21 protein-coding genes and 1 pseudogene are annotated in these 19,995 nt (G+C 71.0%); 7 read left to right on the forward strand and 15 right to left on the reverse strand.

Annotated features, from left to right (window positions below; translation table 11 throughout):
- Window positions 1–87 precede the first annotated feature (87 nt).
- Window positions 88–840, reverse strand: coding sequence for an MBL fold metallo-hydrolase (locus OG429_RS15515; protein WP_328925918.1), 753 nt, complete (start codon window positions 838–840; stop codon window positions 88–90).
- A 205-nt stretch (window positions 841–1,045) separates the two neighbouring features.
- On the opposite strand from OG429_RS15515, the gene OG429_RS15520 reads away from it, so the two are divergent.
- Both OG429_RS15520 and OG429_RS15525 read left to right on the forward strand, forming a co-directional pair.
- Complete coding sequence (locus OG429_RS15520) at window positions 1,046–1,465, forward strand: hypothetical protein (protein ID WP_328925919.1); 420 nt, start codon at window positions 1,046–1,048, stop codon at window positions 1,463–1,465.
- Entirely contained in the window at window positions 1,462–1,809 is a 348-nt protein-coding gene (locus OG429_RS15525) for a DUF488 domain-containing protein (protein ID WP_328925920.1), read from the forward strand. Before OG429_RS15520 ends, OG429_RS15525 begins: the two co-directional genes overlap by 4 nt.
- A 143-nt stretch (window positions 1,810–1,952) precedes the next feature.
- Here the strand turns inward: OG429_RS15525 and OG429_RS15530 are convergent, their stop codons facing one another.
- From OG429_RS15530 to OG429_RS15565, 8 genes and pseudogenes are all read right to left on the reverse strand, one after another.
- Entirely contained in the window at window positions 1,953–2,903 is a 951-nt protein-coding gene (locus OG429_RS15530) for a PLP-dependent cysteine synthase family protein (RefSeq protein ID WP_328925921.1), read from the reverse strand.
- Window positions 2,903–3,190, reverse strand: a complete 288-nt coding sequence (locus OG429_RS15535) for a MoaD/ThiS family protein (protein WP_328925922.1) — start codon at window positions 3,188–3,190, stop codon at window positions 2,903–2,905. Before OG429_RS15535 ends, OG429_RS15530 begins: the two co-directional genes overlap by 1 nt.
- Before the next feature lie 91 nt (window positions 3,191–3,281).
- A complete protein-coding gene (locus OG429_RS15540; protein ID WP_328925923.1) occupies window positions 3,282–3,389 on the reverse strand; it encodes a putative leader peptide in 108 nt (35 codons plus the stop codon).
- 77 nt (window positions 3,390–3,466) lie between these two features.
- Entirely contained in the window at window positions 3,467–3,889 is a 423-nt protein-coding gene (locus OG429_RS15545; protein ID WP_328925924.1) for a M67 family metallopeptidase, read from the reverse strand.
- Between the two features lie 77 nt (window positions 3,890–3,966).
- Window positions 3,967–5,409 carry an amino acid permease gene (locus OG429_RS15550; protein WP_328925925.1) on the reverse strand — a complete coding sequence of 481 codons (1,443 nt, stop codon included), beginning with the start codon at window positions 5,407–5,409 and terminating at the stop codon, window positions 3,967–3,969.
- Window positions 5,410–5,728: 319 nt separating this feature from the next.
- Window positions 5,729–6,340, reverse strand: coding sequence for a DUF2017 domain-containing protein (locus tag OG429_RS15555; RefSeq protein ID WP_328925926.1), 612 nt, complete (start codon window positions 6,338–6,340; stop codon window positions 5,729–5,731).
- A complete protein-coding gene (gene clpS / locus OG429_RS15560; RefSeq protein WP_328925927.1) occupies window positions 6,340–6,654 on the reverse strand; it encodes an ATP-dependent Clp protease adapter ClpS in 315 nt (104 codons plus the stop codon). The genes OG429_RS15555 and clpS overlap by 1 nt, the downstream gene beginning before the upstream one ends.
- Window positions 6,655–6,700: 46 nt before the next feature.
- Window positions 6,701–6,905, reverse strand: a pseudogene (locus tag OG429_RS15565) (hypothetical protein); the annotation flags it as partial.
- Window positions 6,906–6,964: 59 nt separating this feature from the next.
- Here OG429_RS15565 and OG429_RS15570 point away from each other — a divergent pair.
- Together OG429_RS15570 and OG429_RS15575 are read left to right on the forward strand one after the other, a co-directional pair.
- Window positions 6,965–8,293, forward strand: coding sequence for a nicotinate phosphoribosyltransferase (locus OG429_RS15570; RefSeq protein WP_328925928.1), 1,329 nt, complete (start codon window positions 6,965–6,967; stop codon window positions 8,291–8,293).
- Between the two features lie 99 nt (window positions 8,294–8,392).
- Window positions 8,393–8,986 carry an isochorismatase family protein gene (locus OG429_RS15575; RefSeq protein ID WP_328925929.1) on the forward strand — a complete coding sequence of 198 codons (594 nt, stop codon included), beginning with the start codon at window positions 8,393–8,395 and terminating at the stop codon, window positions 8,984–8,986.
- On the opposite strand, the gene OG429_RS15580 is transcribed toward OG429_RS15575, so the two are convergent.
- Window positions 8,983–9,297, reverse strand: coding sequence for a hypothetical protein (locus OG429_RS15580; RefSeq protein WP_328925930.1), 315 nt, complete (start codon window positions 9,295–9,297; stop codon window positions 8,983–8,985). The genes OG429_RS15575 and OG429_RS15580 overlap by 4 nt on opposite strands.
- A gap of 112 nt (window positions 9,298–9,409) precedes the next feature.
- Entirely contained in the window at window positions 9,410–11,764 is a 2,355-nt protein-coding gene (locus OG429_RS15585; protein WP_328930280.1) for an immune inhibitor A domain-containing protein, read from the reverse strand.
- Between the two features lie 473 nt (window positions 11,765–12,237).
- Between OG429_RS15585 and OG429_RS15590 the strand changes: the two genes are divergently transcribed.
- Entirely contained in the window at window positions 12,238–12,591 is a 354-nt protein-coding gene (locus OG429_RS15590) for a hypothetical protein (RefSeq protein WP_328925931.1), read from the forward strand.
- Window positions 12,592–12,604: 13 nt separating this feature from the next.
- Here OG429_RS15590 and OG429_RS15595 read toward each other — a convergent pair whose 3' ends face one another.
- Both OG429_RS15595 and OG429_RS15600 read right to left on the reverse strand, forming a co-directional pair.
- The gene (locus OG429_RS15595) at window positions 12,605–13,324 is read right to left on the reverse strand and encodes an RDD family protein (protein WP_328925932.1); all 720 of its coding nucleotides are present in this window, start codon (window positions 13,322–13,324) and stop codon (window positions 12,605–12,607) included.
- Window positions 13,325–13,393: 69 nt separating this feature from the next.
- A complete protein-coding gene (locus OG429_RS15600) occupies window positions 13,394–14,953 on the reverse strand; it encodes an RDD family protein (protein ID WP_328925933.1) in 1,560 nt (519 codons plus the stop codon).
- A 247-nt stretch (window positions 14,954–15,200) separates the two neighbouring features.
- Here OG429_RS15600 and OG429_RS15605 point away from each other — a divergent pair, with 247 nt between their 5' ends.
- A complete protein-coding gene (locus OG429_RS15605; protein WP_328925934.1) occupies window positions 15,201–15,680 on the forward strand; it encodes an SsgA family sporulation/cell division regulator in 480 nt (159 codons plus the stop codon).
- 5 nt (window positions 15,681–15,685) lie between these two features.
- Here the strand turns inward: OG429_RS15605 and OG429_RS15610 are convergent, their stop codons facing one another.
- Window positions 15,686–17,068 (reverse strand): FAD-binding oxidoreductase, encoded by a 1,383-nt coding sequence (locus OG429_RS15610; RefSeq protein WP_328925935.1) that lies wholly within the window; start codon window positions 17,066–17,068, stop codon window positions 15,686–15,688.
- A gap of 96 nt (window positions 17,069–17,164) precedes the next feature.
- Here OG429_RS15610 and OG429_RS15615 point away from each other — a divergent pair, with 96 nt between their 5' ends.
- The gene (locus OG429_RS15615; RefSeq protein WP_328925936.1) at window positions 17,165–18,688 is read left to right on the forward strand and encodes a tetratricopeptide repeat protein; all 1,524 of its coding nucleotides are present in this window, start codon (window positions 17,165–17,167) and stop codon (window positions 18,686–18,688) included.
- Between the two features lie 43 nt (window positions 18,689–18,731).
- Here OG429_RS15615 and hppD read toward each other — a convergent pair whose 3' ends face one another.
- Entirely contained in the window at window positions 18,732–19,877 is a 1,146-nt protein-coding gene (hppD, locus tag OG429_RS15620; protein ID WP_328925937.1) for a 4-hydroxyphenylpyruvate dioxygenase, read from the reverse strand.
- Between the last annotated feature and the right edge of the window lie 118 nt (window positions 19,878–19,995).

Genomic DNA, 19,995 nt, shown 5'->3' on the forward strand with positions numbered 1-19,995 from the left:
CACCGCCTCCGGTACGACGGAGCCCCCGCTCTCCCCGAAGGGAGGGCGGGGGCTTCGTCGTACCTCGGACACGCCGGGCCTCGGACCTCAGACCTCGTACACGGCGCCCGCGTACGCCAGGTCGATCGGGCCGTCGTAGGCCGAGCGGGCGTCGGCGAGGTTCTGCTGGGCGTCCGTCCACGGCGGGATGTGGGTGAGGACGAGGCGGCCGACCCTGGCGCCGCGCGCATACTCCCCGGCCTCGTGGCCGTTGAGGTGCAGGCCGGGAATGTCCTCCTTGCCGTGGGTGAAGGAGGCCTCGCAGAGGAAGAGGTCGGTGCCCTCGGCGAGCAGGCCGAGCTCCGAGCAGGTTCCGGTGTCCCCGGAGTACGTGAGCGAGCGGCCGCCGTGCTCGATGCGGATGCCGTACGCCTCGACGGGGTGGCTGACCCGCTCGGTACGGACCTGGAAGGGGCCGATCTCGAAGCTGCCGGACTTCAGGGTGCGGAAGTCGAAGACCTCGCTCATCGAGCGCTCGTCGGGCACGTCGTCGTAGGCGGTGGTCAGGCGCTTCTCGGTGCCCTCGGGACCGTAGACGGGGATGGTGCCGCAGCGGCCGCCCTCGTGCCGGTAGTAGCGGGCCACGAAGTACGCGCACATGTCGATGCAGTGGTCGGCGTGCAGATGGCTGAGGAAGATCGCGTCGAGGTCGTAGAGACCGATGTGGCGCTGGAGCTCGCCGAGGGCGCCGTTGCCCATGTCGAGAAGCAGCCGGAAGCCGTCGGCCTCGACGAGGTAGCTCGAACAGGCCGATTCCGCGGACGGGAACGACCCCGAACAGCCGACGACGGTGAGCTTCATGGAGCGTGAACCTCCGTGGACGGTCCGTGGACGGAATGCGGGCCGTGCGTGCGTTGAGCGTAAGGCGCGAAACGGCCCGTCGCTCCTCCACGGCGGGCCGTTGTGGGGGGAATCACCTGCACTGTCACCCGGGGGAGCGACGGTGGGTACGGGCGTTGCCAAAGGTTGTCATGCCGGGGCGTTCCCGCGCGGCTACGGTCGAAACATGGACACGTCCTGGTGGCCCGCGGTGGCCGCGGTCGTGGCCGTGGCACTGGTGATGCTGCTCGCCGGGGCACGGCTGGGGCTCCCCCGCCGGGCCCCTGCCGCGCACGGCCCCGGTGCGCCGCCGGTGCCGCGGCCGAGTGAGCTGTGGTCGCTGACGGACGGCCGGGTCTGTCTGGTCCTGGCGGTGGCGCAGGTACGGGGCCACCGGGCGCGGGTCGCGTGGATCACCGGGAAGTACGACGACCGGCGGGCCGGGGTGGTCCCGCTGCCGCCGGGGACGGTGGGGGCGCAGGGCCGGGCGAGCTTCCTGGAGGCGGACCGGCCGGCGGAGGTGTCACTGTGGGAGTTCCGTGGCCGGCTGGGGGTGCTGGACCCGGCGGTGTGGGACGAGATCAAGGGGCTCGGAGGTGGCCGGTGATCCGTTTGCGGCGTGTGTACGACCCGCTGGAGCCCGAGGAGGACGGTGTCCGGGTGCTCGTGGACCGGCTGTGGCCGCGGGGCCTTTCGAAGGCGGCGGCGGGGGTGGACGAGTGGCCGCGGGCCGTTGCCCCGTCGAGCGAGCTGCGGAAGTGGTTCCACGGGGGCGGCTCCGCCGGTGAGTTCCGGCGGCGGTACGAGGCGGAACTGGCCTCCGCCGACGCGGTGGCGGAGCTGGACCGGTTGCGTGCGCTGGCCGCGGCGGGGCCGGTCACGCTCCTGACCGCCGTCAAGGATCCGGAGTCGAGCCACGCGGCGGTGCTCGCGGAAGTGCTGCGCGGCTAAGCGTCGGCTCAGCGGCCTCGGGGAGGCCGCTGAGGCGGTGCCCCCGTCCGGTGGCCTCCGGGCGGGGCCGGATGTGGCGGGGGCGGATGTGGCGGTGTTCCCGCGGCGCCACATCCGCCCGCCGGGCGACCTTCGGGGTCCGGCTACGCCCAGAGCTGGCCCTGGAGGACCTCGATCGCCTCTTCCGTCGTCGCGGCCGTGTAGACGCCGGTCGACAGGTACTTCCAGCCGCCGTCGGCCACGACGAAGACGATGTCCGCCGTTTCGCCGGCGGCCACCGCCTTGCGGCCGACGCCGATCGCCGCGTGCAGGGCGGCGCCGGTGGAGACTCCGGCGAAGATGCCCTCCAGCTGGAGGAGCTCCCGGGTCCGGGTGACCGCGTCCGCCGAGCCCACCGAGAAGCGGGTGGTCAGGACGGAGGCGTCGTAGAGCTCGGGGACGAAGCCCTCGTCCAGGTTGCGCAGGCCGTACACCAGGTCGTCGTACCGCGGTTCGGCGGCGACGATCTTGATGCCCTCGACGTTCTCGCGCAGGTAGCGGCCGACGCCCATCAGGGTGCCGGTCGTGCCCAGGCCCGCCACGAAGTGGGTGATCGAGGGGAGGTCCGCCAGGATCTCGGGGCCCGTCGTCGCGTAGTGCGCGCCCGCGTTGTCCGGGTTGCCGTACTGGTAGAGCATCACCCAGTCGGGGTGCTCCGCCGCCAGTTCCTTGGCCACGCGTACCGCGGTGTTCGAGCCGCCGGCGGCGGGCGAGGAGATGATCTCGGCTCCCCACATGGCGAGAAGGTCCCGGCGCTCCTGCGAGGTGTTCTCCGGCATCACGCAGACGATGCGGTAGCCCTTGAGCTTGGCCGCCATCGCCAGGGAGATGCCGGTGTTGCCCGAGGTGGGTTCCAGGATGGTGCAGCCGGGGTACAGCCGGCCGTCCTTCTCGGCCTGCTCGACCATGTGGAGCGCGGGGCGGTCCTTGATCGAGCCGGTCGGGTTGCGGTCCTCCAGCTTCGCCCAGATACGGACGTCGTCCGAGGGCGACAGCCGGGGCAGCCGGACGAGCGGCGTGTTGCCGACCGCGGCCAGCGGGGAGTCGTATCGCATTACTTCGATCCGCCGGCGACGGCCGGGAGGATGGTGACGCTGTCGCCGTCCGTGAGTTCGGTGGTGATGCCGGCGAGGAAGCGGACGTCCTCGTCGTTGAGGTAGACGTTCACGAAGCGGCGCAGCTCGCCGCCCTTCGACTCGTCGACGATGCGCTCGCGGATGCCCTTGTGGCGGGTCTCCAGGTCCGTGAACAGTTCGTCCAGGTTCGCGCCCTCACCGGTCACGGCCTTCTCGCCGTCGGTGTAGGTGCGGAGGATGGTGGGGATGCGGACCTCGATGGCCATGGCTGGCTCCAGTCGTGAAGGATCGTGAGGGAGGGCGTGAGAACGTGAAGCGCGCGGTTCGTCGGCCCCCCGCGCAAGAGGGCTCCGGTGCTCAGGAGGCAGGACAGATGGCGCTGGCGAGGCGGCACAGGTCGACGTGCAGCCGCGCCACGAGCAGCAGCCTGCCGGGCGTCTCGATGCTCACGTCTTGGGGAACCATGCGGTCATGTTAACGATTCCCGCTCCCCGGTTTGGAGTGTGATCCCGCATCTCGGACGCCCATTGCCCACATACTGGTCAGTAGGCCTCGACGACCTGCACTTCTTCCTCGGTGATCACACCGTCGACGATCCGGTACGAGCGGAACTGGAACTCCCCGAGACCGTCCTTGTCGGCCGTGGAGACGAGTACGTAGTGGGCGCCGGGCTCGTTCGCGTACGTGACGTCCGTGCGCGAGGGGTAGGCCTCGGTCGCGGTGTGCGAGTGGTAGACGATCACCGGCTCCTCGTCGCGGTCGTCCAACTCGCGGTAGAGCTTCAGCAGGTCCTTCGAGTCGAACTCGTAGAACGTGGGCGAGCGGGCCGCGTTGAGCATCGGGATGAAGCGCTCCGGGCGGCCGGTGCCCGCCGGGCCGGCCACGACACCGCACGCCTCGTCGGGGTGGTCCTGGCGGGCGTGCTCGACGATCTGGTCGTACAGGGCCTGGGTGAGGGTCAGCATGAGCGACAGGATAGACAGACGGGCCCTTCCGTACCGAGGGGTGGTACGGAAGGGCCCGAATGCTGGACAGGAGTGGTTCAGGAGGCCTTGGTGAAGGCCGCTCCGGCCGGGTTGCGGGCCTTGAGGACCAGGTAGGACACTCCGAGGATCAGACCCCACAGCGGGGCGCAGTACAGCGAGACGCGGGAGTCCTTGTCGATGCCCATCATCACGATGACCATGCCGATGAAGAGCAGTGCGAACCAGCTGGTCCACGGGGCGCCGGGGGCGCGGAAGGCGGACTGCGGGAGCTCGCCGCGGTCGGCCTTGGCGCGGTAGCGGATCTGGCAGACCAGGATCATGATCCAGGCCCACATGCCGGAGATCGTGGCGAAGGAGACGACGTAGTCGAAGGCCTTGCCCGGGGCGACGTAGTTGATCCAGACGCCCACCAGCATCAGCGCGGCGGAGAAGGTGGTGCCGACCAGCGGGGTGCCGCTCTTGGTGAGCTTGGTGAAGACCTTCGGGCCCTGGCCGTTGAGCGCGAGGTCGCGCAGCATGCGGCCGGTGGAGTACATGCCGGAGTTGCAGGAGGACAGGGCGGCGGTCAGGACGACGAAGTTGACGATCGCGGCGCCGACGCCGAGGCCCATCTTCTCGAAGGCCAGCACGAAGGGGCTCTCGCCCGCCTTGAAGTTCGACCACGGGATGACCGACATGATCATGATGAGCGCGCCGACGTAGAAGACGGCGATGCGCCACGGCACGGTGTTGATGGCCTTGGGCAGGGTCTTCTCGGGGTCCTTGGACTCGCCGGCGGTGACGCCGACCAGCTCGACCGCGAGGAAGGCGAACATCACGATCTGCAGCGTCATCAGCGTCTCGCCGATGCCGTTGGGGAAGAAGCCGCGGTCGCTCCACAGGTTGGAGACGGAGGCGGTGGCGGCGGCGTCGGAGAAGCCGATCGTGAGGATGCCGGCGCAGATCAGGATCATGCCGACGATGGCCGTGACCTTGACCATCGAGAACCAGAACTCCAGCTCGCCGAAGAGCTTCACGGAGATCAGGTTGGCGGCGTAGAGGATGACGGTGAAGATCAGCGCGTACGCCCACTGCGGGAAGCTGTCGTGGGTCCAGTACGACATGTACTTGGCGGCCGCGGTGACCTCGGTGATGCCGGTGACCACCCAGAACAGCCAGTACGTCCAGCCGGTCGCGTAACCCCAGAACGGGCCCAGGAACTCGCGGGCGTAGTCCGAGAAGGAACCGGAGACGGGGCGGTACATGAGCAGCTCGCCCAGCGCCCGCATGATGAAGAAGATGACCAGGCCCGCGATGGCGTAGGCCAGGATCAGGCTCGGTCCGGCCTTGGAGATGGCCTTGCCCGCGCCCAGGAAGAGGCCGGTGCCGATGGCTCCGCCGATCGCGATCATCTGGATCTGGCGGGCGCCGAGCGCACGGTGGTAACCCTCGCCGTCGCCGTCGTCCGAAGTGCCCTCGCCGGGCGTCCTGCCGTGCTGCTCGACCTGCACAGAGGTCATGTCTTGGTGCGCCTTTCTCCACGCCGACCCGCGCCTTCTGCAGGCCGCGGATCGGGTCCTCGATCCCCCCGGATACGGATGGAGTTGCACCCGGCGGTCAGCCGGTTCAAGCACGCCGCGGGACATGGGTGGCGTCCCGTCGACGGTCGTGAAGATCTATCACGTGCTCACGGGTGAACGAGGGCGGGGAAAGTGGCACAGGCCACGGCGATTCCAGGACAAAGGTCTAGAAACGAATCAGATCACCGTATGACGGTGATCTGATCGTTATCCGGATTTGAGCGTCCGCTGAGCGAACGGCGCACGCCCTTGAGGAAGATCAGAGGCTCTCGGCGAGCGTCTCGACGAGGGTCTCCTGGAGACCGCCGAGCCAGAGGTACGCCATCACCATCGGCTTGCGCGGATCGTCGTCCGGAAGCCGGAAGAGCGACTCGCTCTCGTCGTCCTCGGTGACGTCGAGGCGGGCCGCGAGGGTCAGCCGCAGGTCGTTGAGGGCGCCGAGCCAGCGCAGCGGCAGCTCCCCGGTCAGCTCCAGGACCGCCACCCCGTCACCGGCCGGGGTGAGCGCGTCCAGGCTGCGCACGACCGCCAGCGCGTCCTCCCGCTTGCGGGTGCGCAGGTCGTTCTCGGTGAACCGGCGGAACTCCGCCGACCGGGCGCGCAGCTCATCGGGGTCCTGCGCGGGCTCCGCGCCCGGCCCCCCGTACGCGTCGGGGAAGAGCCGGGCCAGCGCCGGGTCGGACGGGGGCTCGGTCGGGCCGTCGGCGGCGAACAGCGCGGCCAGCGGGTCGGCGTCCGCGGCGGGCTCCGGCTCGCCCGGTCCGATCAGCTCGAGCAGCTGGACCGCCAGGGACCGCAGGATGGAGATCTCGATCTCCTCCAGCGCCACGGCGGCGCCACCGCCCTTGAGGGGCTGGAACGTGCCGCCCATCAGTTGCGGTCCTGGGAGAGGGTCGCCCACAGGCCGTAGCCGTGCATCGCCTGCACGTCGCGCTCCATTTCCTCGCGGCTGCCGCTGGACACGACCGCCCGCCCCTTGTGGTGGACGTCGAGCATCAGTTTGTGCGCCTTGTCCTTGGAATAGCCGAAGTACGCCTGGAACACGTACGCCACATAGCTCATGAGGTTGACCGGGTCGTTGTGCACCAGGGTCACCCAGGGGACGTCGGGTTCGGGGACCGCGAAGGTCTCTTCGGCCGATTCGGTGCGTTCGATCTCTACAGGAGCAACACTCACTCGTCCCATGCTGCCACTTTGACTGCGCCCCTGCCCAAAGGGGGGGCTGCCTGGCTCACGCTGCCTGCGGGACCTGCGGTCCGGCAGGTCTTCCGCGATCAGCACCAGCCGGGTTCAGACCAGCCCGGACGTGGGGGCACCTCCCAGCGGTAGCTGGGGGACATCACACGCGCGGAGTTCTTGTCCCGTGGAGAGACGACTCCACACGCGGTGCTGTTCGAGTGAACATCGGCTTCGCTCCGGAGGGAGTGACGGGTCCGTCGCACAAACGGGCCCTACATCTCGTCACTTTGACGAGATGTGCGCTAGCATCCGTGACATGAACCCTGCGGACCTGGGCCTGCCGGTGGACGTGCCGTCGACAGCGCTCTTCACGGACCATTACGAGCTCACGATGCTGCAGGCCGCCCTGGCCAACGGCACCGCCGACCGCCGCTCGGTCTTCGAGGCGTTCACCCGGAGGCTGCCCGAGGGGCGCCGGTACGGCGTGGTGGGCGGCACCGGCCGGGTGCTCGACGCGGTGGAGAACTTCCGCTTCGACAGCGCGGTGCTGGAGTTCCTGCGCGAGCGGGCCGTCGTCGACATGCGGACCCTGGACTGGCTGTCCTCGTACCGCTTTTCGGGCGACATCTGGGGCTACCCGGAGGGGGAGGTCTACTTCCCCGGCTCGCCGATCCTGCGGGTGGAGGGCAGCTTCGCCGAGTGCGTGCTGCTGGAGACCGTGATCCTGTCGATCCTGAACCACGACTCGGCGATCGCGGCGGCCGCCTCCCGGATGTCCTCGGCGGCGGGCGACCGCCCGCTGATCGAGATGGGCGCGCGCCGCACGCACGAGCTGGCCGCGGTGGCCGCGTCGCGGGCCGCGTACGTGGGCGGCTTCACCTCCACCTCGGACCTGGCGGCCGGATTCCGGTACGGCATCCCCACGGTCGGCACGAGCGCCCACGCCTTCACGCTGGTGCACGACAGCGAGCGCGACGCGTTCACCGCGCAGGTGGCCTCGCTCGGCGGCGGAACCACGCTGCTGGTGGACACCTACGACGTGGCCGAGGCCGTACGGACGGCCGTGGAGATCGCGGGCACCGACCTCGGCGCGGTGCGCATCGACTCGGGCGACCTGCTGCTGGTGGCCCACCGGGTACGGCAGCAGCTGGACGAGCTGGGCGCGACCTCGACGAAGATCGTGGTCACCTCAGACCTGGACGAGTACGCCATCGCCTCACTGGCGGCGGCGCCGGTGGACGCGTACGGGGTGGGCACGCAGCTGGTGACGGGCAGCGGGCACCCGACGTGCTCGATGGTCTACAAGCTGGTGGCGCGGGCGACGTCGGCGGACCCGAAGGCTCCGCTGCTGCCGGTGGCGAAGAGGTCCACCGGCGGGAAGACCTCGATCGGCGGACGCAAGTGGGCGGCGCGGCGCGTGGACGCGGAGGGCGTCGCGGAGGCCGAGGTCGTCGGGACCGGGCCGGTTCCGACGGCCCTGGCCGACCACCAGCTCCTGACCCAGCTGGTCAAGGCCGGCGAGGTCGTCGCCCGCGAACCGCTGGAGGCCGCGCGCGACCGCCATCGCACCGCCCGCGCGGCCCTGCCGCTCTCGGCGACCCAGCTCTCCCGCGGCGAGGCCGTCATCCCGACGGAGTACGCGTAGCCCCCGGTTTCGGGTAGGGGCGGGGTGGGGGAAGAGCCCCCGCAGGGCCCGGGGGGCCGCCCGCCGCCGCACAATGGACACTGAGCCGAAGGACACGTCATGCACCGCGCACTGATCGTCGTCGACGTACAGAACGACTTCTGCGAAGGCGGCAGCCTCGCGGTCGCCGGCGGGGCCGACGTCGCCGCCGCCATCACCGAGCTCATCGGGCAGGCCACCCCCGGTTACCGGCACGTCGTCGCCACCCGTGACCACCACGTCGACCCGGGCAGCCACTTCGCGCACCCGCCGGCCGAGCCGGACTACGAGACCTCCTGGCCCGTGCACTGCGTCGCCGGGACCGAGGGCGTCGGGTTCCACCCGAACTTCGCCCCCGCCGTGGCCTCGGGCTCGGTCGCGGCCGTATTCGACAAGGGCGCCTACGAGGCCGCGTACAGCGGGTTCGAGGGGGCCGACGAGAACGGGGCGGACCTCGCCCAGTGGCTGCGGGACCGGCACGTCACCGAGGTGGACGTGGTCGGGATCGCCACGGACCACTGCGTGCGGGCCACCGCCCTGGACGCCGCCCGCGCCGGCTTCGCCACCCGCGTACTGCTCGACTTGACGGCCGCCGTGGCCCCGCACACCACCGAGAGGGCGCTGGAGGAGCTCCGGGCGGCCGGAGTGACCTTGATCGGCGGCACGGCCTCCTAGGTACCCAGCAGGGCCCGGATGGGGTGCCACAGCTCCTGCGCGCGGTCGGGTGCGCCGCGCCACAGGAGGCCGTCCGGATGGTGCAGGACGGCGGTGACCTCGTCGGGGGTAGGCGGCTGCGCGTTGCCGCGCAGGTACACCGCACGCATGCCGAGGTTCCGCAGCCTGGTCAGGGCGCGGGCCCGGTTCGCGGCGTGCACGAGGACGCGGACGTTTCCGCTGTCGTCGCCGTCACCGGGTGACGGCCTCGGCAGGGTGAGCGCGACCACCACACTGCCGCCCGGCAATCTGACGAAACCTCCACCTGGCATGGATGTCATCTCCCCCGTCAATAAGAAACTCGTACCGCGCATCTAAACGCGATCGGCCGCCGCCCGCTAGGGGGCGACGGCCGATCACGCTTTGACCTGCGGTTTTACCGAATTACTTCGAGGAGGAGCCAACCTCGACGGTCATGACCTCACCGTCGTAGGTCTCCTTCAGGATCTTGATCTTGGTGTTGGTGTCAGTGACCTTCACCGATCCGGTCGGGTTCTCGTCGTAGTAGTACTTGCCCTTGTGGTCGTCGAAGACCAGCTGGGCGGGCTTCGGCTTCAGGAACAGCGCCTCACCGTTCTTGTGCAGGGTGAACGCGTCCGTCGAGTACGCGCTGAACGCGGCGTCGTACGGCTGGATCTTGTTCCGCAGCAGGGTGCCGTCCGCCCACTTCATGGGCTTGGCGTTGGCGTCGATCGGAAGGATCAGACCCTGGCCCGGGTGCTGGCTGGTGTTGTTGTCCTTCTGGGAGGTGTCCCACTGCCAGATGAGCAGGCCGTCCTGGTACGGGTAGTGCTCGACCCAGCCCGGCTTGGTGTTGCCGAAGCCGAAGTTGTACGGGCCGACCTGGAGGGTCTTGTCGTACGAGACGTAGCGACGGTTCTCGGCCAGGTAGTACTGCGCGTACTCCTTGGTGAAGCCGGCGCCGATGCGCGAGAAGCCCTTGCCGGTCCAGCCGTTGTCGCCGTTCTCGGCGCCGTCGGTGAACAGCGCGGAGCCGTCCGCGGTCAGGGTGACGGCGTCGGCCGTGAAGCCCTTGCCGCCCGCGCCGCCGTCCGTCTGGTAGCGGAAGCGGAGGTCGACCTTCTTGCCCGCGTAGGCGTCGAGCGGGAAGTTCAGCGACTTCCAGGCGCCGGAGACACCGGTGAGCGACGGGCTGCCGGAGGCGTCGGCCGGGATGGCCGTGCCGTCGGCGGTGCCGGCGAGGGCGGTCCAGGTGGCGCCGCCGTCCGTGGACACCTCGGTGTAGAGGAAGTCGTAGTCGGCCTCGATGTCCCACCAGCCCTTGAGGGACAGCGCGGCGGACGTCTTGCCCGTCAGGTCGACCGACCGGGTGAGGGTGTTCTTGAGGTCGTCACCCATGTTGCTCCACCACTGCGAGGAGCCCTCGGCGGGAGCGACGACGTCGGTCTTGACCTGCTTCTTCGGCAGCTCGACGACCAGCGCCTGCTTGTCCTTGGTGTTGTACTCCGAAACGCCCAGCTTGTGGGTGGACTTCGTCGCGGCCTTGGCCTTGTCGTAGTTCAGCCAGCCCAGCTGGAGCTTGTCCCAGGCGGTCATGTCGCCCGGGAGGTCGCCTATGGAGTCCTTGCCGGAGCCGAGCCAGGAGCCGGCCGACATCAGGGACCAGAAGCCGACCGAGTTCTCGCCGCCACCGGAGGTGTCGTAGAGGTCCGGCAGACCGAGGTCGTGGCCGTACTCGTGCGCGAAGACGCCGAGGCCGCCGTTCTCCGGCTGCATCGTGTAGTCGCCGACCCAGATGCCGGTGTCGCCGATCTGGGTGCCGCCGGCCTTGTTGTTCGCCGGGCCGGTCTTGCCCACGTCGGTGCCGTAGGCGTACCAGCGGTGCGCCCACAGCGCGGTCGTGCCCTGCACGCCGCCGCCGGCCGACTCGTCCTCGCCCGCGTGGACGATCTGGAAGTGGTCGATGTAGCCGTCGGGCTCGTTGAAGTTGCCGTCGCCGTCGAAGTCGTTGCGGTCCCACTGGTCGTACTGGGCCAGCGTGGCCTTGATCTCGGCGTCGGTCTTGCCGGCCTTCTTCTGGGCCGCGGTCCACGCGGTGACGCCGTCCTTGACGGTGTCCCACACGTTGGAGCAGTTGGTCTGGCCGCAGTAGTTCGAGCCGTAACGGCCCTCGTTGTACGGGACCTTGACCCAGTCGGCGACCTCGCCCTCGACCGAGTAACGGCCCGAGGAGGTCTTCTCGTAGTAGGTCTTCAGCGAGTCCTTGCCCTCACCGGTACCGAAGTACAGGTCCTGGAAGTAGTCGCGGCTGAAGTCCTTGCGCCAGGCGGTGCTGTTGTTGTTCGCGCGGTCGGGCTGCGCGATCGTGTTGTGCAGCGGACCGGGGGTGCCGCCGTACTTCGGGACCGCCGGCTTCGGGCCGGGGCCGTCCGGGTCGAACGTGGTCGTGTTGTCGACCTGGTCGCCGAACTCGACGAGGATCGTGAAGATCTTGTCGGTCTTCTCGCGGCCGAGCTCGACGTACTTCTTGTCGTCGAGCTTGACGACCTTGGAGGCGCCGCGCTGCTCGACGTCCTTCTTGCCGCTCAGCACCTGCTCCAGGGCGGCCTTGCGCTGCTGCGCCTGCTGCTCGCTGAACGGGCCCTTCAGGTCATGCTCGACGACCTTGGCAGGAGCGGTCGGGTCCTGCCGGTCGGCCGCGGGCACTGCGGCGGCACCGGGATTGGCCTGGGCCGCGGTGACGGTGAAGAAGGTGGCGCTGGTCGCACAGGCGGCCATGGTCACGGTGACGGCGGCAGCGCGGAGCGCACGCCGACGGGCGGAATTGCTGGTCACTTGATGTCGTTCCCCTCCCGCGGCCGCAACGTAGGTCGGAACGTCTCCATAGGAGCGGGGGGTTCCGCGCGGCGCGCGTCTCAAGTGACGACATTTGACCGGAGAGTCGAGAGAAAAGACAGACCTTGACTTGTTCCTTACAACTGCACTATGCGGTCAGCGAGTTCCGCTATTCGGACGTTCGGCTGCCATTCGGGGCGAAGGGTGCTTCCCGGCCGTCCATCACGTGCTTCCAGGGCGGCATTTCGGGCATGCCGCGGCGCAAGACGTGACCCCCGTGCGCCCCCCGTGCTGCGGCACCGTGGGTTAGGTCACGCTTACTGGCGGTTCCGCTCGGGCATTCCCCCTCGTAGAGTCACTTGACGCGCGACCTAGTTGAGCCGACTCCCCTCCCCTCCCTGAGGACGGATATCGCCATGCCGCGTCCGACTGTCGCACAGCTCGCCTACGGGTCCGCCACCGTCGTCATGTCGACGATCGCCATGCTGCTGCTCTCACGGACGAGTACGGGGTTCGGGATCGCGGTCATCTCCGCGGCCGCCCTCGGGCTCGGTCTGCTCGTCGCCGTCACCGTGCCCCACCCGAGGCGCCGCGGCCGCCACGCGGCCCGTACGGGCGCTCCCGCGGCCGCCGCGGCCCCTGTCCCGGTCTCCGCCCCGTCGCCGACGCCGACGCCGGCCCACGTCCCGTACGCGGACGCGGACGCGCCGACGGCCGCCCGGGTACCGGAACCCCGAACGGCCGCCGCCGAACACCCCGTTCACCACTGAGCCCCTGCGGGCGTCAGGCCGTCTGGACGACCACGGTCCTGGCGACCTTGTCGTGCAGGCCCTGCTTGTACGGCTTGTCGACGAGGATGGAGATCATCAGCGCGATCGGCCAGAGGCAGAAGCAGCAGAGCAGCGTCGGCAGCCACAGGACGGCGGCGCGGGAGAGGGCCGCGTTCGACTGCGGGACGCTGCCGTCGTTGAGCATCGCGACGCGCAGGCCCAGCGCCTTCTTGCCGACGGTCTGCCCGCTCTTCTTGGTGAACCACCAGTCGTAGCCGACGTACGCGACGATCGAGATCAGCGTCATGACCAGGCCGCTGCCGCTGTAGGACTTGGTGATGACCTCGGTGACGTCCTCGCCCTTGTTCGTCTCGACGGTGTACCGGTTCGGGCCGAAGGCCAGCTGGATGAGGAACAGCGGCACGGCGATGATCACCACGTCGATGATGCGGGCGGCGAGCCGCTTGCCGAAGTCGGCGAGCGGGGGCATCCCGGCGAGCGGATCGGGCATGCCGTAGCCGCCGCTGCCTCCGTACGGGTCGCGGCCCGCGTCGTACGGGGGTGGCGGGGGCGGATATCCGCCACCTCCGCCCCCGCCTCCGCTGCCGCCCCCGCTGCCGGGTGGCGGTGAGTCGTACGGCGAACCGCCCGACGGAGGCGTCGGTCCCCGGGGCTTCTTGAGGAACGGGTCTTCCTCGGGCGGCTCGCCGGGCGGCGGCTGATCGGTACTCATGGCCCGAGTCGAACCCGGCTCCGTCAACCCCGCAACGTGAGGGCGTCCGATCGGGGGCCCGGGCCGGGCTCAGCGGGCCACGTACGTCCCGGCCGCCTTGTCGTGCCAGGCCTGGCGCCGCGGGCGGTCCACGAGGCACCAGAGGCTGCCGGGGACGCCGAGAAGGACGAACACCAGCCAGCGGCGCAGGGCCGCGCCGAAGGTGGGCGGGCGCAGGGTGGCGGCCGCCAGCACCCGGACGCCGAGCAGCTTCTTGCCCGGGGTCCGGCCCCAACGGGCGGTGGGCAGGGCCTCGTAGAAGACGCCGACCAGCAGGACCGCGCCGAGGACAAGGCCGAGCTGGCCGGCGATGGTGCCGTCCAGCAGCCAGACGGTGGTGGTGCGGCCGGTGGTCCGGGCGGCGTCCACCTTGCCCTGGACGTGGGCGGTGGCGGCGGGCAGGAGGGGCCAGGCGGCGGCCGCGGCGACCGCCGCGAGGACGAGGGTGTCCAGGGCGCGGGCCACGGCCCGGCGCACCAGCCCGGCGGGGCGTACGGCCCGGTCGGCCATCCGCTCGAACACGGCTCGGGGCGTACGGGTCCCCTCGGACCGCGGTTCGGTCCGGGACTCGGGCCGCGGTTCGGACCGGGGCTCGGACCGGGGCTCGGGCCGCGGTTCGGACCGGGGCTCGGACCGGGGCTCGGACCGGGGCTCGGACCGGGGTTCGGACCGGGACTCGGCCGGGGCCGCCGTCCCGCTCGCCGGAAGCTTGGGACGGGCTCCGCCGGTCCGGGGCTGCCAGGGTTCGAAGCGGGACTCCTCGGCGGGCGGGGCCTCGGCGGGGCGCCGCCAGGACGGGGAAGGGGCAGGGGCCGGGATCGGGGAGCGGCGTACGGGCGCTTGCCGCGGGGACGGCTCGGCCGGGGCGGCGGGCGCGGCGCCCGCCGTGCGCGGCCGTGCCGGGGCTGCCTCCGCCTCGGGCCAGGAGGAGGTCAGGCCGGAGCCGCTGCCGCCGGGGGCGTCGGGCCATGCCGGAGCCGGGGCGGGCTCGGGGACCGGCTCGGGAGCCGGGGCCGGGACAGGGGCGGAGGCGGGGGTCGGAGCCGGAGACGGGGCCGCCGCCGGGGAGCGCGCCGACAGGATCCCGGCCGCCGACTGGGCCGGGAACCGCGGGGCCGGTGCGGCCGCCGCCGCGGCGGACGGCGTACGGGCCAGGGAGATCCCGGGGCCCGTGGCCGCCGGGGGCTCCGCCGGGCTGCCCCACGAGACGCGGTGGTCGCGCGGCCCGCCGAAGCCGGCCTGGTGAAGGGGATCGGCCTGCCACACCGCCTGCTCGGCCGCCCGCTCGGTGCCACGCTCGGCGAGCGGGACGACCGCCCGGAGCACCGGCTCCGGCTCCCGTGCCGCCTCCGGTTCCGGTTCCGGTTCGGGCTCCGCCAGCGCCTCGGTCACCGAGGTCCGGTCCAGGAACACCGGCCCCGTCTCCTCGACCGGCGCGGCGGGGGCAGGGGCGGGGGCAGGGCGGCTCGTACCCGGAACCCAGGCGGCACCGTTCCAGTACCGGACGTACCCAGGGATGGAGGGATCCGGGTAGTAGCCCTCGCGGGCCGCGTGCTCGCCGTCACCAGGGGAGGCCGTCAATGTCCCCAACTCCGATCGTGGCTTGAGGCATGTGCAGGGGAGGACCATAGCCAAGAACCGCCCCCCGCCAGGTCCGGTAACGGGAGATTGTCAACCTTCGAGCGAAACTGGTGTATGCGGCTATTTCCGGTCACCCGACAGAATTCGGCCAACCTTCGGTTCCTCGCCCGAAGTCGCGTCATACCCGGGTACACCGGAGCTCTCTCCGGTTGTGGGGCGCTATCGGCCCCACGCACCGAACCGAAGTGAGGCCGTCATGCACCACCCCGTCATCGAGCGTGAGCTGGAACTGAAGCTGGTCCTGTCCCCCGAGCGCAGCATCCCCGTACCGGCCCGGCTCCTCTACCTCACCGACGACCCGTACGCCGTCCACATCACCTTCCACACCGGCTCCAGCGCCCCGGTCAACTGGACCTTCGCCCGCGAGCTGCTGGTCGAGGGCGTGTTCCGCCCGTCCGGCAACGGCGACGTCCGGATCTGGCCCACCAAGATCGACAACAAGGCCGTGCTCTGCATGGCCCTCAGCTCACCCGACGGCGACGCCCTGCTGGAGCTCCCCGCCGCCTCCGTGTCGGCCTGGCTGGAGCGCACGCTGCGCATCGTCCCGCCCGGCACCGAGGCCGAGCGGCTCGGCCTGGACGCGGCCCTGGCCGAGCTGCTCGCCCCGACCCCGGCGGACGACCTGTGGCTGCGCGACCCCTGGCCGTCGGACGAATCGGCGGACGGGGAGCTGTGATGCCGTCAGAAGAGCTTGCCGGGATTGAGCAGCCCCAGCGGGTCGAAGGCCTGCTTGACGGCGCGCTGCATCTCCAGGCCCACCGGCCCGAGTTCGCGGGCCAGCCACTCCTTCTTCAGGACCCCGACGCCGTGTTCGCCGGTGATCGTGCCGCCCAGTTCCAGCCCGAGCGCCATGATCTCGTCGAAGGACTCGCGGGCCCGCCGCGTCTCGTCCTCGTCGGCCGGGTCGAAGCAGACCACGGGGTGGGTGTTGCCGTCGCCGGCGTGCGCGCAGACCCCGATGAGCAGGCCGTACGAGCGGGCGACGGCGGCCGTCCCGTCCAGCATCTCGGCGAGCCGGGAGCGCGGTACGCAGACGTCGTCGATCATCGTGGCGGGCCGGAGCGTCTCCAGCGCGGTCAGCGACATCCGGCGGGCCTGGAGCAGCAGTTCGGACTCCGCCTCGTCGTCGGCGGGCACCACGGCGGTGGCCCCGGCGGCCGAGCACAGCTCTCCCACGGCCGCGAGGTCCGCGGGGGCGTCCGGGGTGTCGAAGGCGGCGAGCAGCAGGGCCTCGGTGGTCTCGGGCAGTCCCATCTTGCCGAGCGCGTTGACGGCCCGCACGGTCGTACGGTCCATCAGTTCCAGCAGGGAGGGCGTCAGTCCGGCCTCCATGACGGCGCAGACGGCCGCGCAGGCGGCCGCGGCGGAGGGGAACTCGGCGGCCAGCGCGAGCCGGCGTGGCGGCGCGGGCCGCAGGGCGAGGACGGCCTGGACGACGACGCCGAGGCTGCCTTCGGAGCCGACGAAGAGCCGGGTGAGGTCGTATCCGGCGACGCCCTTGGCGGTACGCCGGCCCGTGCGCAGCAGCCGCCCGTCGGCCAGGACCACGTCGAGGCCGAGGACGTACTCGGCGGTGACCCCGTACTTGACGCAGCACAGCCCGCCGGAGGCGGTGCCTATGTTCCCGCCGATGGTGCACTGCTCCCAGCTGGAGGGGTCGGGCGGGTAGTACAGGCCCTGTTCGGCGACGGTCCGCGAGAGCACGGCGTTGACGACGCCGGGTTCGACGACGGCTATCCGGTCGACGGCGGAGATCTCCAGGATCCGGTCCATCGTGAGGAGCGAGAGCACGATGCAGCCGTCGGAGGCGTTGGCGGCGCCCGACAGGCCCGTTCGGGCGCCCTGCGGGACCACGGGGACCCGTAGGGCGGTGGCGGTGCGCATCACGTGCTGGACCTGTTCGACGGTCCGGGGCAGGACGACGGCGGCCGGGGCGCCGGCGGCGCAGAAGCTGGCCATGTCGGTGGCGTAGGAGGCGGTTACCTGAGGATCGGTGAGCAGGGCCTCGGCGGGGAGTCCTTGCAGCAGGCGTGCGCGCAGACGTGCGAAGAGATCGTCATCCATGGAGCCAGCGTGACAGCGGGGGCCATGCGTGTGAACACGGCCGCGACCGGCTTCGGACATCTCGGCGAGCTCTTCATATTGACGCACAGTGAGCCCATGGACCGTATCGACCGATTCGACGAGGCATCGCAGACCCCGGCACCGCCCGTGACCTTCACCGGCCGAAAGACCCTCGTGGCGGCCGCGATCGCGGTGGTCCTGATCGCGGGGGCCCTGCTGATCCGGCCCGCCCGCGGCGGTGACGACGCCCGCCCGCCGGGACCGAGCGAGCGGGCCGCGGCGGCGGTCGGCATGGGCGCGCCCGCGGCCGCGGTGGACCTGGCGGCGCTGGTCGCGGACCGGGAGAAGTGGGTCGCCGCGCACCCGGACGACGAGGCCTCGTGGGCCGTCCTGGGCGCCGCGTACGTGGAACGGGCGCGGCGCTCGGCGGACTCGGGCTGGTTCCCCAAGGCGGAGAAGGCGCTGAAGCGTTCGCTGGAGGCCCGTCCGGCGGAGAAGGGCAACCTCGACGCGATGACCGGCATGGGCGCGCTGGCCAACGCCCGGCGGGACTTCGGGACCGGGAAGAAGTGGGGCGAGCTCGTACGGGCGCAGTCGCCGAAGCGGTGGGCGGCGTACCCGGTGCTCGTCGACGCGTACACGGGCCTGGGCGACTACAAGGCCGCGCAGAAGGCGATGGAGGAGCTGATGGAGCTCCGGCCGGGCCTGGCGGCGTACGTCAGGGCCTCGCAGGTCTACCGGGACCGCGGCTGGCGCGAGGACGCGGCGATGTCGATGGAGCACGCGGCGGGCGCGGCCAAGGCCCCGGCGGAGAAGGCGTACGCGCTGTTCCGGCTCGGGGAGCTGTCCTGGGAGCGGGGCGACCCGGCGGAGGCGCTGGGGCAGTACGAGGGCTCGCTGCGGACGGATCCGGCGCAGGCGGAGGCGCTGGGCGGCCGGGCCAGGGCGCTGGCGGCGCTGGGGCGGACCGGGGAGGCGGTGCGCGACTACCGGCTGGCGCTGGGGCGGACGCCGGCGCCGCAGCTGGCGAGGGAGCTGGGCGAGCTGCTGGAGTCGCTGGGGCGGGATCAGGAGGCGCGCGTGCCGTACGACATGCTGGGCGCGCTGGCGGCGCGGGACAACACCAACGGCGTGGACGACGACGTGGTCCTCGGCCTGTACGAGGCGGACCACGGGAATCCGGCGGCGGCGGTGCGGCGGCTGGAGGAGGAGTGGTCGCGGCACAAGAGCATGCCGGTCGCCGACGCGCTGGGCTGGGCTCTGCACAAGGCGGGCGAGGACGAGGCGGCGCTGGAGTACGCGAAGAAGGCGACGGAACCGGGGCTGCGCAGCGGGGAGTTCGCCTATCACCGGGCGATGATCGAGCGCGGCATCGGCGACGAGGCGGCGACCCGGCGCCATCTGCAGGAGGCGATGCGCACGAACCCGTACTTCTCGCCGCTGCGGGCGCCGCTGGCGAAGGAGGCCCTGGCGGCGATCGGCCAGCCGCCTCCGGGCGGCCCGGAGCACCTGCAGCCGACCGCTCCGTGGGTGGCCCCGGAACTCCCGAAGGCCGCCAAGCCGAAGCCGGCGGCCCCACCGGCCGATCCGAAGCCGAAGCCGTCCGCGTCGGCCGCGTGACGGGCCGGCCCCCGGCGGGAGCCGAGGGGCCGGCCGTGGCGTCCTACAGGTTGCCGCGCTTCTCCTGCTCGCGCTCGATCGCCTCGAACAGGGCCTTGAAGTTGCCCTTGCCGAAGCCCATGGAGCCGTGCCGCTCGATCATCTCGAAGAAGACCGTCGGCCGGTCCTGCACCGGCTTGGTGAAGATCTGCAGCAGGTAGCCGTCCTCGTCTCGGTCGACGAGGATCTTCAGCTCGCGCAGGGTCTCGACGGGGACGCGGGTCTCGCCGGCCCACTCGCCGAGGGTGTCGTAGTACGAGTCGGGGGTGTCCAGGAAGGCCACGCCCGCCGCGCGCATGGAGCGGACGGTCGCGACGATGTCGTTCGTGGCCAGCGCGATGTGCTGGACGCCCGCGCCGCCGTAGAACTCCAGGTACTCGTCGATCTGCGACTTCTTCTTCGCGATCGCCGGCTCGTTGATCGGGAACTTGACCTTGAGGGTGCCGTCCGCGACCACCTTGGACATCAGCGCCGAGTACTCGGTCGCGATGTCGTCGCCCACGAACTCCTTCATGTTCGTGAAGCCCATGACCTTGTTGTAGAAGGCGACCCACTCGTTCATGCGGCCGAGCTCGACGTTGCCGACGCAGTGGTCGATGGCCTGGAAGGTGCGCTTGGCCGGCGGCTCGACGATCGGGTCGGCGGCGACGAAGCCCGGCAGGTACGGGCCGGTGTAGTCCCCGCGCTGGACCAGCGTGTGGCGGGTCTGGCCGTAGGTGGCGATCGCGGCCAGCACGACCGTGCCGTGCTCGTCCTTGACCTCGTACGGCTCGTCCAGGCCGCGCGCGCCGTGCTCCACGGCGTACGCGTAGGCCGCCCGCACGTCGGGGACCTCGATGGCCAGGTCGATCACGCCGTCGCCGTGCTCGGCGACGTGCTCGGCGAGGAAGCGGCCGTGGTCGGTCGTCGCCTTGATGACGGAGGTCAGCACGAAGCGCGCGCCGCCGTTGGTCAGGACGTAGCTGGCGGTCTCGCGGGTGCCGTTCTCCGGTCCGGAGTAGGCCACGAGCTTCATGCCGAAGGCGGTCGAGTAGTAGTGCGCGGCCTGCTTGGCGTTGCCGACGGCGAAGACGACCGCGTCCATGCCCTTCACCGGGAAGGGGTCTGCCTCACGCGCGGTGTGCGGGGTGGTGTCGAGGGTCTCAGTCATGAGCGCAGAGTCCCGCCGATCCACAAGCTGCGCAATAGTTTCCTATTTGACTGTACAAACTGCCCAGCTCCGCCGGAGCATGGTTGAAACATCTGTGCACTATGACCACCTCTGAGGA

This window comes from Streptomyces sp. NBC_00190, from assembly GCF_036203305.1.
Lineage (GTDB): Bacteria > Actinomycetota > Actinomycetes > Streptomycetales > Streptomycetaceae > Streptomyces.